The organism is Sphingopyxis sp. HIX (assembly GCF_001468285.1).
Lineage (GTDB): Bacteria > Pseudomonadota > Alphaproteobacteria > Sphingomonadales > Sphingomonadaceae > Sphingopyxis.
This window is the reverse complement of sequence record NZ_LNSB01000037.1, coordinates 12,390-26,155: the sequence shown is the minus strand read 5'-3', so window position 1 is coordinate 26,155 and position 13,766 is coordinate 12,390. Positions and strand designations below refer to the sequence as shown.

The following is a 13,766-nucleotide window of genomic DNA, read 5'->3' as shown; positions in this document are numbered from 1 at the left end:
CTGTCCTCCACCCATTGTGATTTTGCCGGATCCGCGAATCCGGTAAGGCATCAAATAACAAAAAATGGAAAATGTAAATATTGCTGCTATGGTGACGCGATGCTGCGGAGTCGGCTAGCCGGTTTTACCGGCCGCCGGCGGTTACAAGGTCCGGTGCGAAGCCGGCCGGGGAAGGGTGGAACAGGCATTGGACGATCCGGCACAGAAGGCGATGCCCGATATCGGCAAGACCGGCGCAAGGATCGTCGACGGGGCGCGACGTTGTTTCGAACGTTACGGGATCGAGAAGACGACGATCGAGGATATCGCGCGCGCCGCGGGCGTGTCGCGTCCGACCGTCTATAAATTTTTCGGCGGCAAGATGGATATCGTCGACTGCATCGGCTTCGCCGAACTCGACAAGATCCAGGAGGTCGTGCGCGCGCGCGTGCAGCGGCACCAGGGTTTCGCCGATACCACGACCGAGGCGATCGTCGCGTCGGTGCAGGTGGCGAGCGGCAATCCCTATATCCGCCGTTTCGTCGAGGACCTCGAAGTGTCGGCGCAGAGCCAGCTGCCGACCAGCCCCTATCAGGAGCAGGCGCGGCATCGCTGGGAATCGGTGATGCAGCGCGCGCAGGCGAGCGGCGAACTCGCCGCCGACCTTGACCCAGCCGACGTCGTCAGCTGGCTGTCGCGCAACCAGGTGATGCTGCTCCGCGTGCTCGACCAGTTCGGCGGCGACGAGGCCAAGCTGCGCCATATGGTCCGCCGCTTCGTGGTCGAGCCCCTGCTTGCCAATCGGTCCGGTCCGTCAAGCTGAACGGTTGCCGCGCGTTTCGCGCGATTCGCGACTTGCACGCGCGAATCCCAAGCAGGTTCTTCGCCGAAAAATTCGGCGTCGAAGCTTAGCGGATGCAAAGAATCCCAAGCATTTCTGCGCATTAAACTACACAGTATAGATTGTGCACCGCAACAGGGGGCTTGCGCCCGGCAACAGAGTTGACATTTTATCGAATCTGTTGTCTGTAACTTGCGGGAGTGATGCACGGCAACAGGACCGGCCGACACGATCTGCCCTGATCGTGCGAGCAGCGCGCCTCCCACAGTTATGGACTGCGCGGCACTGCCCCAACGACGGGCGGGCGCCGTATATGGGAGGATGCTATGCGCTTTTCTTACAAGCTCGCTACCTGCACGCTGGCGATCGCGGTTTCGACGATCTCGACGGCGGCGCTGGCGCAGGATGCCGGGGATGCCGTCGACGACAATTCGGGCGCCAATGAAATCGTGGTGACCGCGCAGAAGCGCGACGAGCGGCTGCAGGACGTGCCGATCGCGGTGACCGCCTTCACCCCCGACCAGCTGACGCAAAGTGGTATCTCCGACGTGCTCGAACTCGCGGCGGTCACGCCGTCGCTGCTGATCACAGAAGGGTCGAGCGCGGCGCAGCCCTATATTCGCGGCGTCGGCGGGCGCAACATCACCCCGGGCAACGAAGCGACGACCGCGGTCTATGTCGACGGCGTCTATCAGACCGACAAGACCGGCATCCTGCTTCAGGGCTTCCCCGACGTGCAGTCGGTTCAGGTGCTGCGCGGGCCGCAGGGGACGCTGTTCGGGCGCAACGCGACTTCGGGCGCGATCCTCGTCACCACGCAGAAGCCCGACACCGAATTCGGCGCGATGCTCGAGGGCACCTATGGCACCGACGAAGAGGGCGCGCGCGGCTTCGTGACCGGCGGGTTCTCGGACACGCTGGCGCTCAGCGTCAGCGGCTTCTATCGCAACGAGCGGCCTTATGTGCGCAACCTGACGCAGTCGCTGAACGGCGCGGGCAAATATGTCGGCGGCGACAAGAGCTTCGGCTTCCGCGGTGCGCTGCTATGGGAGGCGACGCCCGATTTCACCGCGACGCTCGCGGGTTATTATTCGAAGGGCGAGACCAACGCCGTCGTCGCGCTGCAGCCGGTCCTGGGCGAAACCACGACCACCGGCCAGGTCGCGTCGGGGATCGACATCTCGCGGCCCGAACGCTCCTATTATGGCCAGATCGATCCCGAAGTCCGCTTCCAGGGCTATGGCGCCTCGCTGACGCTCGATGCCGATGTCGGGCCGGTCAATATCAAGTCGATCTCGGCGTACAGCCACAGCACCTCGGGGGTCGAATATGACCTCGATGGCTCGCCCGCGAACGTCTTCTGGTTCGATACCGCGCTCAAGGGGCGCAGCTATCAGCAGGAAATCGACATCACGTCGATGAACGACGGGCCGTTCCAGTGGATTCTCGGCGGCTTTTATCTGAACTATCGCGATGGCTATGCGGGGCTCGATCAATATGTCGGGCTGCCGGTTCCGGCGACCTTGACGCCGAACACGATTCCGCAGGCGCTGCTCGATCGCTCGGCGGCGGGCGCGGGTCCGGCCTCGGGCCTCGCCTATATCGACCAGAGTGCTTTCGTGACGGTCAAGTCGCTCGGCATCTTCGGCGAAGTCTCCTACGAGTTCAGCGACGCCGCCAAGCTGACGCTCGGCCTGCGCTATACCGACGAGAAGCACACGCTGGACAAGGACAATGCCGGCACGACCTATGTGCCCAACGGCACCGGCGGGGTTATTGCGATCGCCAGCAACTCGGCGGCGATCTGTGCGGCCAACCCCGATTGCGATGGCCTCAGCGCGCCCTTCTCGGAGCTGACCTATCGCGCGGTGTTCGATTACAAGTTCAGCGACGATGTCCTCGGCTATCTGAGCTACAACCGCGGCTTCAAGAGCGGCGTCTATAATATCTCGTCGATCCCGAACGTCATCCCGACCGAGCCCGAGACGATCGACGCGTTCGAGGTCGGCCTGAAGACCAGCCTGTTCGACCGCAAGGTGACCTTCAACGCCGCGGCTTATTATTATAAATACGACAATCTGCAGGTGCCGGTGGTCAACCCGGTGACCAACACGCAGCAGTCGATCAATGCGGCGAAGGCGACGATCTCGGGTCTCGAAATCGAGACCAGCTATCGCCCCAACGACCGCTTCTCGCTGTCGGCGGGCTTCTCGACCTTCTTCAAGTCGGAATATGACGAGTTCAAGAATTGCGTCATCTATCGCCGCCGCGCCTCGGGTCTGGCGATCCCGCCGAACGCCGATTGCTCGGGCTTCGACCTGCCCGCGACGCCCGATGTCACCGTCAGCCTCCAGGCCAATTACGACATCCCGCTGGCCAACGGCGGGACGTTCGAGCTGAGCGGCCTGTTCAGCTATGTCGACTCGTTCGACCATGCGACCTACGGCTATTATCCCGCGGGCGGGACGGGCGCCGGCGCCTATCCCGAGGGCATCGGCCGCGCGCCGGTGCAGAAGGCGACCGAAACGCTGAACCTGTCGGCGACCTTCCGCGCCCCTGACAATCGCTTCTATGTGTCGGTGTGGGGCAAGGATCTGTTCAACCAGAACGATGTCTTCCGCAATGTGTCGACCACCTCCTTCGGCTATTATTCGGTGCTGTCGCGCGGGATCACCGGCGGCGTGACGATCGGGACGAAGTTCGGATCGCAGCGCTAAAAGGGGGTCGGCCGCCGGCCCGGGCACGGCCGGCGGCCGCATTTTTCGGCAGGAGAGCGATGTGACGAGCTCCGCAGGCGCCGCCGGCGACATGCTGCCGCCCGACCTTTCCGCGCATTGGTATAATGCCGCCGACTTCGCGCCCGGCGATCCGTGGCGCGATTTCAACGCCACTCGCGCCGCGCTCGTCCTCGTCGACCTCATCAACTGGCAGGTCGATCCCGACGGTCCGTCGATCGCCGCGATGCGCGCGGCTGGGCATGACGAGCGGGCCGATTATCTGCTGGGGCGCTTCGCCGATATCATCGCGCCCAATCTCAAACTGCTGCTGCCGGCTGCGCGCCGCGCCGGGGTGCGTATCGTCCATGCGCGGCTCGCGAGCCGGCATCCGGACTATGCCGATATCGTCCCGGCGCTGCGGCCCTATGTGAAGGCGGCGGCGGCCCTCGACGGGTCGCCTGCCGCGGCGCCGATCGCCGAGGTCGGCGACGCACCCGGCGACCTGTCGGTGGTCAAATCGGGGGCGGGAGCGTTCGGCGGGACCGAACTCGACTTCCTGCTGCGGCGCGAAGGCGTCGACACGATCCTCTATGCCGGGGTGGTGACCACCGCTTGCGTGTTGCTCAGCATTGCCGCGGGGTTCGACCTTGGATACCGGCAATATCTGGTTGCCGATTGCACCGGCACCTTGTCGGCGCGCGACCAGGAGGATGCCGAACGGCTGATCGGCAATTATCTCGCCGAGATCGTAACCGCCGCCGATGCCGTGGCGGCGATGGAGACTTTCAGCGATGCCCTATGATTTCCTGACCGATCTGCTGGTGCTCGAAGTTTCGCATTTCGGCCCCGACGCGCTCGGCGGTCGCCTCGCCGACATGGGGGCGCGGGTGATCAAGGTCGAGGATCCCGAAGGCGGCGATCCGCTGCGCCGTGCCGGCCCCTGGTCGGTGGGCGACGAGACGGGTTTTTCCTACATGCATCTGCGCTGGAACCGCGGCAAGGAGAGCGTGATCATCGACCTTGCGACCGAGGCGGGCCGCGCCGATTTCCTGGTGCTGGCGGCGAAGGCCGATGTCGTGATCGAGGGCATGCGCGCGGGCGTGATGGCGCGGCTGGGGCTCGGCTACGAGGTGCTCAAGGGGGTCAACCCCGCGATCATCTTCTGCTCGCTGTCGGGGCTGGGGGAGACCGGGCCCTATGCCAAGCTCGCCTCGCACGGGCCGTCGTTCGACGCCTATGGCGGGCTCGGCACGCCGGTGGGGGAGAGCATTTCGCGCTACGACGGGCCGCAGGCGCCGTCGATCGGTATGTATGCCTATGGGCTGGAGGCGGCCTTCGCGGTCGTCGCGGCGGTGCACCGCGCGCGGCGGACGGGCGAGGGGGCGGCGATCGAGGTCGCTGCGGCCGATTGCTCGGCGCATTGGCTGCCCGAGGCGCTCGATCCGCTGCTCAATCCCGATACGACCTTTGCACGGCCGGGTTTCCTCGACGCGAGCGGCAAGATGCGTTTCTGGGCTCGGATGGAAAATTACCGCTGCGCCGACGGCAAGCTGATCTTCCTGATGACCTTCACGCCGAAGAGCTGGCAGGCGTTGCTGGGGCTCGTCGGGCGCCCCGATCTCGACGCGATCTATACGCGCGAGCCGCAGACGGGGACCGAGGACGCCGAGGTCAATGCCGCGCTGATCCCGATCTTCGCCTCGCGCCCGCGCGCAGACTGGCTCGCCGATTTCGAGCGCGACAATGTCGCAGCGATGCCGGTGAACAGCTTCGAGGACGTGATCGCCGACCCGCATTTCCGCGCGCGCGACAACACGTACCAAGCGTCGCTGCCCGACGGGCGCAAGCTGACTTTGACCTCGACCGCGATCCATGTCGCGGGACAGCATTTCGGCATGCCGCTGGCGCCCGAAGTCGGCGAGGACGACGCCGCGATCCGCGCCGAATTCGGGTTGGGCGGGGGCTGACGTCTCAGCCCCGCGCGGCGCGGGCCTGCATCGGCACCACGCTGGGGCCCGCCATCACCCGGTCGTAGCTGCGGTGGAACTGCTGGTTGATGACCTCATTGTGCGCGAGCAGCATGGTGCCGGTGTTCGGCATGTTCGCCGAGCGCTGGATGCTGTCGCCGATCGGGACATCCTCGTTGAGGATCGCCGCCTCGGCGATGTCCCAATTCTTGGCGAGGATGCTCTGCCCCTTTTCGTCATAGTCGGCGGGCGCCTTGGGGGTCAGGAAGCGCAGGTGGACGCGCGAGCGGCCCGGACTGTCGACGTCCTGGTACATGGTCCAGAATTCGGCATGGTGCGGATGCAGCTGGATGCTGACGTTCGGGAAGACCATATTGCCGTAGACGACATAGGGATCGAGGTCGTGCTCGCCCGGCTTGCTGCCCAAAATCTCGTCGATCTTGCGCCGCGGCGTCGTGGTCACCGCATGGTCGCCGGTGCCTTCGACGCGCGCCATCATGTTCATGTAGAAATAGGGGCGGATCGTCGGACCGTGGACCCACTGGACATGATAGCCGTCGGTCAGCCCGTCGACCATGATCTTCCAATTCTGGTCGAAGGTGAAAAAGGCCTCGCGATAGAAATGTTGGCGGTCGAGCCCGTAATTGGCGAGCACGCCGTCCATCACCGGGCCGAGATGCGCGGCGACGTCGATCGATCCTTCGGGGTTCTCGACGATCCAGATAAAGCCGTGGCGCTCCTCGCAGGGTAGCGCGATCAGATTGCGCTCGCGGCACGGCAGGCTGATCCCCAGCGTCTGCTTGAAGGTCAGCCCGATCAACTCGCCCTCATTGGTGTAGGTCCAGCCGTGATAGGGGCAGGAGAAGCGCCCCTGCTTGCCCTCGGCCTGCGTCACCAAGGTCGCGCCGCGGTGGCGGCACATGTTGAGGAAGGCACGGACCTGCCCGTCCTTGCCGCGCGTGACGAGCGCTTCGCTGCGGTTGAGTTTTACGGTGACATAGCTCCCCGATTCGGGAAGCTGGCTGCCGTGCAGCGCCATCATCGGATAATGTTCGAAGATCTTCGCGCGCTCGGCGACCGCGATGTCGGGATCCGAATAGACCGACAGCGGATATTCGTAGCTTTCCTCGATCATGTCGGTGCTGTTGTCGCGGATATGGCGGAACAGTTTTTCCGCGACCTGCCGGTTATGTTCGGGGCTCAGATACATTCGTCTCTCCGTAGGCGCACGCGACGCGAGCAGTTTCCTTTACACATATGTAGCATTGTAAATGGCAAAAACCTATATAAAAAGGGCTTTGCAGAAAAATGCGACTTTACGCAGCCGTCAAACGGCAAGGCGAAGCGCGGGGAGAGATATGGTCGATACGCTGAAGATGCCCTCGGTCCCGGTGTTGATCCGCACGCGTGCGGCACTCGATCCCGATGCGCCATTCCTCACCGACGTCGCGGGCGGGACGATGAGCGGCGGCGAATTTCACACCGCCGCGCTGCGTGTTGCCGATGCGATGGCGGCGATCGGAGTGGCGCCGGGCGACTGTGTTGCGACGATGCTCGACCCGTGCCTGACGGCCTATGCGGCGTGGATCGGGCTCAGCTGGCGCGGCGCGCTCGAAGTGCCGATCAACCCCGAATATAAGGGCAATCTGCTCGCCTATGCGCTGAACGACTGCCGCGCGCGGGTGCTGGTCACCAGCAATGCCTGCGTCGATCAGGTCAACGCAATCCGCGATCGGCTGGAGACGCTCGAGCGCATCGTCACGATCGACGATGCGGTGTGCCGCAGCGCCATTCCCGTCGCGACGCTCGCGTCGGTCGAGATGGGGGCGCCGCCGATCGATCATGCCGAGCCCACGCTCGCCGATACCAATGCCGTCATCTACACCTCGGGCACCACCGGGCCGTCGAAAGGCGTGTTGCAGGCGTGGGGTTCGATCCAGCAGATCCAGCATAATTTCAGCGGCGAGGTCATCGATCCCGATCAGGTACCCATCTATTATTCGCCCTGGCCGACCTTTCATTCGTCGGGGCGCGTCGGCTTCGTCTTCGCGGCGGTGCGCGGCGGGCATATGGTGTTCCGCAGCCGTTTTTCGGTGAGCCCACTATTGGGACGATGTGCGGACGCATGGCTGCACGCATACGCAGCTGATGGGCATCGCGGGTTTCCTGATGAACGTCGAGCCGCGGGCCGAAGACGCCGACAATCCGTTGCAATGGGTGCTGATGAACCCGGTGCTGCCTGACTATCGCGAATTCGAGGCACGTTTCGGGGTGCAGATCTGCACGGGCTGGGGGATGACCGAGATCGGCTTTCCGCTCAACGCGTCGAACCTGCCCAACGCCCAAACCTGCGGCAAATTGTCGCCGCTCTATGAGGTGCGCATCGTCGACAGTGAGGGCCGCGACCTGCCCGACGGGGAAGCGGGCGAGTTGTGGATCCGCGGCAAGGCGCCCTTCCTGATCACGCAGGGCTATCTCAACAAGCCCGAGGCGAATGCCAAGGCGTGGCGCAGCGGTTGGTATGCCACGGGCGATATCCTGCGCCGCGATCCCGACGGCTATTTCTACTTCCTCGACCGCGCCAATGATTATCTGCGCGTGCGCGGCAACAATGTCTCGTCGCTCGAGCTCGAGGGCGAGGTGCGCGCGCATCCGGCGGTCGCCGAAGCCGCGGCGATCGCGGTCAAGGCCGCCGACGTTCCGGCGCTGCCCGGCAATGCGCGCGCGAGCGAGGACGAGATCAAGATTGCGGTGCAGCTGAACGGCTCGGCGCCGCTCGGCGAAGGCGACCTCGTCGACTATCTCGCCGAGCGGTTGCCGCGCTATATGGTGCCGCGCTTCGTCGAATTCGTCGCCGAGCTGCCGCGCACGCCGACGGGCAAGATCCGCAAAGCGGGGCTGCGCGAGGCGCCGGTCAACGCCGCGACCTGGGACCGGCTCAGCCGATCCGTTCCCGCCGCAACCTGATCCCTGCCGCCTCGCGGTCCCAGGTGTCGGCGGTCACGCCGTCGTCGCGCAGCGCATATTTCTGGATCTTCTGCGTGGGAGTGCGCGGCAGGTCGGGCATCAGGCGGAAATAGCGCGGCACCATATAATGCGGAAGCCGCGTCGCGAGGAAGCCGGTGAGGGCGAGCAGGTCGATGTCGGCGCCTTCGGACGGCATGATGCACGCCATCACCTCGTCCTCGGTCTTGTCGCTCGCGACCCCGATCACCGCGGCTTCGCGCACCCCGTCGAAGGCGCGGATTTCCTGCTCGACTTCATAGGCCGAGATATTCTCGCCGCGGCGGCGGATCGCGTCCTTGCGGCGGTCGACGAAGAAATAATCGCCGTCGGCGTCGCGGCGCAGCAGGTCGCCGGTGTGCAGCCAGCCGTTGCGCCAGGTCTCGGCGGTCGCTTCGGGGTTCTTGTAATATTCGGTGAACATCGTCCAGGGCTGGTCGCAGCGCAGGATCGCCTCGCCGACCGCGCCCTCGGGCACCTCCATGTCATGTTCGTCGACCAGCCGCAGATGCTGCCCGGCGCGCAGCCGCCCCGCGACACCGATCTTCTCGGGATTGAGCGGGCTCTGCACCGGATTGGCGAGTTCGGTCATGCTGTAGGCGGCGAAGGCGCCGACCCCGAAGCGGGCCGAAAAGGCCTTCACATCGGCGGTATAAGGCACCGCGCTCACCGATATGAGGCTGTGATTACGGTCGTCGTCCGACGGCGGCGCGCTCATCAGGAAGGGGATCATCGCGCCGATCAGCGTCGTGGTGCTGACGCCATGCTCGCGCACGATCTGCCAGAACTGGTCGGTCTTGAAGGATTCGACCAGCACCACCGCGCCCGCGTTCGAGAGCTGGCCATAGAGGCAGCCGAAGCCGCCCGAATGGAAGATCGGCAGATGCGCGAGGGTGCGAAACTCGCGCCCGATCAGCGCGGGCATCGCGGCGTGGTAGAAGGTCCACATATGGGCATAGGAACACATCACCGCCTTCGACGGGCCGGTGGTGCCCGAGGTGAAGATGATCGTCATATTGTCCCACGGCGCGAGCGGGCGAGCGAGGTCGCCGGCCGTGCCGGCCTCCTCGAGCATCGCCTCGCCATGGAGTTCGAGGCCGTCGAGAGGCTCGGCATCGCCGCCGACGACGATGACCTTTTCGAGCAGGAAGCGCTCGACCTCGGCGAGGCGCGGCAGCAGGTCGCGATGGACCAGCCCGACCTTGGCGTCGGCAAGCCACAGCACGTGACGGAGCAGGCTGCCGCGATAGGCGAGGTTCGCGGGGACGAAGACCGCACCCAGCATATGCGTGCCGAGCCAGGCGCGCACCGCGGCCTTGCCGTTGGGGAGCCAGTTGAAGACATGGTCGCCCTGCTGCACGCCGAGCTTCTTCAGCGCCGCCGCCGCGCGGTGCGCCTGATCGAGCGCTTCGGCGAAACTCCATTCGCTGCCGTCCTGGAAGCGCATGTAGAGATCGTCCGGATGCTCGCGCGCCTGACGTTCGAGCAGGTAGCGGGTGACGGCCTGTTCGGGAGTGGGGAAGGGCATCTCGGACATCGGCGTCATTCCTGTTCTGCACGGGCGAAGGGGAAATTTGCAGCATCCTCGCGGCGGAGGCCGGGGCGCGCGTTGGCGAGGCGGAGCGAGGTGGCGTAGCGTTCGGGCTGCGAGCCGAAGCAGGTCGCGGGCAGCGGACCCGACAGCGCGCCGTCGCGGCCATAATATTGGGTGATGTCCATGCGCTGGCCACGCCCGACGAAGGTACCGCGCTGGATCAGGAACAGGCGTTCGAACTCCTCGGCCGAAAGCCGCTCGGTCGCCCAGCGCGCGAAGCCATTGAGGAGCGGCGCGCCGGCATAGGCGCGCGGCGCGGTGATAAAGAAATCGGCGTCGATCTGGATTTCGAGTATGAGCGCACTATCTTGGAACAGCTGCACCGGCTGCGCATTCTCGTCGGCATCGGGCAGGACGACCTCATATTGTCGATCGTTGCGCACATCCGCGATGTGAAGCGCGGCGAGGCGCAGCGTATCGAACATATGCGTGCAATGCAGCGTGGCCTCGGCCTGCAGCCAGCGCGTCCGCAAATCGTCGATCAGCGGCAGGCCCGCGAGAACCGGCAGGGCACCGCCCGCGCCGGCACAGCTGGTCAACGGATGGCGCTCCCAGCGCGCCTCGACCTCGGTCAGCCTGTGCTCGTCATGACGGATCATCAGCGCGAGCGCGTGAAAGGCGTCTTCCATGATCGCCTCGACGCGCTCGGGCCCCAGCCGGCGGAAGCGCGTCGTGCGGACGAAATAGCCGTCGCCATAGGCGGGGTTGGCGGGCCTCAGGAGCGCCGGATCGTCGGTCATCGCTCGATCGGGCCTCCCATGCTCCGTCGCCGCGAACACGGCTACTTAATCGATTGATTAAATATCTGTGTCAGCTTGTGGGAGGGGCGTCAAGCCGCCTGTGGCGGCGTCAGCGGATTTCGCTGCCCGCGAGCAGGGGCTGGACGATGAAGCGCCGGATGAAGCGGCGCTTTTCGGCGTCGTCGATCGCGGGCGACGCGACCTGGAGCATCAGCATCGACTGCGCGCGGCCCAGCCAATAGATGATCTCGTCATTCTCGAGGTCGGCGGCGATCTCGCCGCGCGCGCGCGCCTGTTCGAACAGGTTCGACCACCAGGTTCGCTGCAACTGCTGCATCAGGCTGCCCGGCGAAATCACCGATTCCTGATATTCGATGCTCTCGACCATGCGGCGGATATAGACATTCTCGTTCGCCAGCCGGATGACGAGCAGCAAGGTGTCCGACAGGAAATCGGCGAAGTCGTCCGAGCGGACGAGCCGCCGCCGCACCTCGCTGTTGACGCGCCAGGTCTCGCGCACCGAAATCTCGTCGAGGATGGCGTCCTTGCTCGGATAATATTTATAGACGGTCGGGCGCGACACCTTGGCGCGGCTCGCGATATTCTCGATCGTCGTCTTGCCGATCCCATATTGTTCGAAACAATCATAGGCGGCGCGCAGGATGCGCTCCTGCGTCGAATTATCGTCCGTCCGGGCTGCCGCCGGGCCGCTGTCCATGAACTATTCTCCTGCCCCGCACGGGGAATGCTGTATCGCACCGTCGTTAGCAAGGCCGGTATCGCGAACAAGTCGCAAATTTCTCACGCCGCAGCGGCGATCTTGCGGATCGATACTTCCAGCCCGTCCATGATCGTCGTGCCCGAGATCGCCTCGACCGCCTCTGAGCCCACCGGCAGCAGCCAGTTGATGTTGCTGCCGCCCTGCGCATTGGCGTGCTGCCAGCCGCCATGATGGCCCCAGCCGTGCGGATAGCTGACGGTGCCGGGGCGCATATCCTGGGTCACCGCGATGCAGACGGTGACGGTCGCGGCACCGGTCGACAGGTCGACGGTCTCGCCATCGGCCAGATCGAGCCGCGCGGCGTCTTCGGGATGCATCAGCAGTTCGGGATGCTGGCTGCGGACGAGGCGCGGGACATTGTGCAGCCAGCTGTTGAGCGAGCGGATGTCGCGGTGGGTAATCAGGCGCAGCGTGTCGGCCGGGGCGGGCGTCAGGCGGGCGAACTCGTCGGCGATCATGGCGTGCCAGAGCCTGGCGCGCCCATCGGCGATGCGCGGCCAGGGATCATAGGGGTCGGGCAGGTCGACCATCACGCCGTGCGGCACGTCGCGGAGCTTGTCGAAACTCCACCCCTCGCGCGCGCCCATGTCGTCGCCGGCGGGGCCGAGGCGGAAGGCCTTGTCGAGATCGTCCATCGGCCGGCCGTGCGTGGGCTTGCCCATGCGCGCCAGCAGGCCGTTGAAGATTTCCCATTCGGAGCGGGTCTCGCCGACCGGCGGGATCACCGCGTCGGTGACCTGCACGAAGGGCCGGATCATCGATCCGAGCCCCGCCATCGGATAATCGTCGCGCTCGAAAAAGGTCGGCACGGGCAGGATATAATCGGCGTAGCGATTGCTCTCGGTCTGGTAGAGGTCGAGCGCGACGATCAGGTCGAGCTGCTGGAGCGCGTCGACCAGCGCCTGCCCGCCGGGCGCCGACATCACCATATTGCCGCCGGTCAGGATCATCGCGCGCACCCGTCCCTCGCCGGGCTCCAATATGTCGGCGGGCAGCATCGCCGAGGCGAGGAATTGTGCGACGCTGGGGAAATCGCCGACACGGCTGCGCGTATCGCCATAGCCGCCGGTCAGCACCTTCTGCGATCCGCCGAGGATCGTGCGGCTGAAGATCGCGCCGCCCCGCCGCCCCAGCTTGCCGCAGAGCAGGTTGAGCGCGATCAGCAGGAAATTCTCGAGCGTCGCATGCGGGCCGCGGCACACGCCGAGCCGGCCATAGGCGACCGCGCGCGGGGTAGCGGCGAAGCTGCGCGCGAGATCGCGGATCGTGTCGGTATCGACGCCTGCCCGCTCGGCGCAGTCTGTCAGTTCATATTGCTCGATGGCGGTCGCGAGGTCGGTGAAACCTTCGGTATGCGCGGCGACATAGTCGGCGTCGTAGAGCCGTTCGTCGATCAGCACGCCGAGCAGCCCGAGCAGCAGCCAGATATCGCCATTGGCGCGGACCGCGACATGCTGGTAGCGGCGCGCGGTCTCGGTGCGCCGCGGGTCGACGACGACGACGCGCCCGCGTTCGGCGATCGCGTCGAGGTCGTGGCGCACGCGCGGCGACCAGACCATCGATCCGTTCGAAACCAGCGGGTTGGCGCCGAACATGAGCAGCATGTCGTTATGCGGCAGATCCGGAATCTCGTAGGTCACCGCAGACCCGAAGGCGAGGTAGCAGGCGGTCAGCCGCGCATTGGTATCCTGCGACCCCGCGCCATAATATTTGGTGATGCCCAGCGTCTTGAGGAAAGCCTTGAGGCTGAACGACACGTCGATGCCGAAGGCGATCGGATTGCCCTTGTACGAGGCGACCGCGTCGGGGCCATGCGTGTCGATCACGCGGCCCATCCGGTCGGCGATGTCGTCGAGCGCTTCGTCCCAGCCGACGGGCGCGAACTCGCCCGGCCCGCCGACGCGCTTCATCGGGATCAGGATGCGGTCGGGGTCGTAGGTGACATTGTGGAAGGTGATGCCCTTCAGGCAGACATGGCCCAAGGAATGCGGATTTTCCCTGTCGGGTTGGACGTCGGCGATCCGCCCGTCTTCGACCTTCGCCGTAAGCCCGCAATGGGCCTCGCACAGCCGGCAGAAGGTGACATGCACCCCGTCCTCGCCCGGTTGGAGCCTTGCTGCGGGGGACTCGGCCATCGCGTCCTC

Annotated in this window: 11 protein-coding genes; 6 read left to right on the top strand and 5 right to left on the bottom strand. The window is 65.3% G+C overall.

The annotated features are described in order from the left end of the window. Positions 1 to 175: 175 nt before the first annotated feature. From ATE62_RS16715 to ATE62_RS16700, 4 genes are all read left to right on the top strand, one after another. Positions 176 to 802, top strand: a complete 627-nt coding sequence (locus ATE62_RS16715; RefSeq protein ID WP_156420571.1) for a TetR/AcrR family transcriptional regulator — start codon at positions 176 to 178, stop codon at positions 800 to 802. 344 nt (positions 803 to 1,146) lie between these two features. Beyond that, positions 1,147 to 3,537, top strand: coding sequence for a TonB-dependent receptor (locus ATE62_RS16710; protein WP_058808572.1), 2,391 nt, complete (start codon positions 1,147 to 1,149; stop codon positions 3,535 to 3,537). Between the two features lie 61 nt (positions 3,538 to 3,598). Further along, a complete protein-coding gene (locus tag ATE62_RS16705) occupies positions 3,599 to 4,339 on the top strand; it encodes a cysteine hydrolase (protein ID WP_058808571.1) in 741 nt (246 codons plus the stop codon). Next, positions 4,329 to 5,504: a CaiB/BaiF CoA transferase family protein gene (locus ATE62_RS16700; RefSeq protein WP_058808570.1), complete on the top strand. Its 1,176-nt coding sequence runs from the start codon at positions 4,329 to 4,331 to the stop codon at positions 5,502 to 5,504. The genes ATE62_RS16705 and ATE62_RS16700 overlap by 11 nt, the downstream gene beginning before the upstream one ends. Before the next feature lie 4 nt (positions 5,505 to 5,508). Here the strand turns inward: ATE62_RS16700 and ATE62_RS16695 are convergent, their stop codons facing one another. Further along, entirely contained in the window at positions 5,509 to 6,714 is a 1,206-nt protein-coding gene (locus tag ATE62_RS16695) for an aromatic ring-hydroxylating oxygenase subunit alpha (RefSeq protein WP_058808569.1), read from the bottom strand. A 148-nt stretch (positions 6,715 to 6,862) separates the two neighbouring features. Between ATE62_RS16695 and ATE62_RS23940 the strand changes: the two genes are divergently transcribed. Together ATE62_RS23940 and ATE62_RS24050 are read left to right on the top strand one after the other, a co-directional pair. Beyond that, on the top strand, positions 6,863 to 7,747 hold the full coding sequence (locus ATE62_RS23940; protein ID WP_058818564.1) for an AMP-binding protein: 885 nt from the start codon (positions 6,863 to 6,865) through the stop codon (positions 7,745 to 7,747). Then, positions 7,653 to 8,471, top strand: coding sequence for an AMP-binding protein (locus tag ATE62_RS24050; protein ID WP_058818563.1), 819 nt, complete (start codon positions 7,653 to 7,655; stop codon positions 8,469 to 8,471). The genes ATE62_RS23940 and ATE62_RS24050 overlap by 95 nt, the downstream gene beginning before the upstream one ends. On the opposite strand, the gene ATE62_RS16680 is transcribed toward ATE62_RS24050, so the two are convergent. The 4 genes from ATE62_RS16680 to ATE62_RS16665 all read right to left on the bottom strand — a co-directional run bounded on the left by ATE62_RS16680 (position 8,443) and on the right by ATE62_RS16665 (position 13,757). Further along, complete coding sequence (locus tag ATE62_RS16680) at positions 8,443 to 10,044, bottom strand: AMP-binding protein (RefSeq protein ID WP_058818562.1); 1,602 nt, start codon at positions 10,042 to 10,044, stop codon at positions 8,443 to 8,445. The genes ATE62_RS24050 and ATE62_RS16680 overlap by 29 nt on opposite strands. Before the next feature lie 5 nt (positions 10,045 to 10,049). Continuing rightward, positions 10,050 to 10,841 (bottom strand): DUF2889 domain-containing protein, encoded by a 792-nt coding sequence (locus tag ATE62_RS16675; RefSeq protein ID WP_058808566.1) that lies wholly within the window; start codon positions 10,839 to 10,841, stop codon positions 10,050 to 10,052. A gap of 109 nt (positions 10,842 to 10,950) precedes the next feature. Next, a complete protein-coding gene (locus tag ATE62_RS16670) occupies positions 10,951 to 11,559 on the bottom strand; it encodes a TetR/AcrR family transcriptional regulator (RefSeq protein WP_058808565.1) in 609 nt (202 codons plus the stop codon). A gap of 83 nt (positions 11,560 to 11,642) precedes the next feature. Further along, positions 11,643 to 13,757 (bottom strand): molybdopterin-containing oxidoreductase family protein, encoded by a 2,115-nt coding sequence (locus ATE62_RS16665; protein WP_058808564.1) that lies wholly within the window; start codon positions 13,755 to 13,757, stop codon positions 11,643 to 11,645. Positions 13,758 to 13,766 lie beyond the last annotated feature (9 nt).

Coding starts and splice junctions, on each gene's coding strand:
- ATE62_RS16710 (WP_058808572.1), top strand. CDS start 1,147: ATGCGCTTTTCTTACAAGCTCGCTACCTGCACGCTGGCGATCGCGGTT.
- ATE62_RS16700 (WP_058808570.1), top strand. CDS start 4,329: ATGCCCTATGATTTCCTGACCGATCTGCTGGTGCTCGAAGTTTCGCAT.
- ATE62_RS16695 (WP_058808569.1), bottom strand. CDS start 6,714: ATGTATCTGAGCCCCGAACATAACCGGCAGGTCGCGGAAAAACTGTTC.
- ATE62_RS23940 (WP_058818564.1), top strand. CDS start 6,863: ATGGTCGATACGCTGAAGATGCCCTCGGTCCCGGTGTTGATCCGCACG.
- ATE62_RS24050 (WP_058818563.1), top strand. CDS start 7,653: ATGGGCATCGCGGGTTTCCTGATGAACGTCGAGCCGCGGGCCGAAGAC.
- ATE62_RS16680 (WP_058818562.1), bottom strand. CDS start 10,044: ATGTCCGAGATGCCCTTCCCCACTCCCGAACAGGCCGTCACCCGCTAC.
- ATE62_RS16675 (WP_058808566.1), bottom strand. CDS start 10,841: ATGACCGACGATCCGGCGCTCCTGAGGCCCGCCAACCCCGCCTATGGC.
- ATE62_RS16670 (WP_058808565.1), bottom strand. CDS start 11,559: ATGGACAGCGGCCCGGCGGCAGCCCGGACGGACGATAATTCGACGCAG.
- ATE62_RS16665 (WP_058808564.1), bottom strand. CDS start 13,757: ATGGCCGAGTCCCCCGCAGCAAGGCTCCAACCGGGCGAGGACGGGGTG.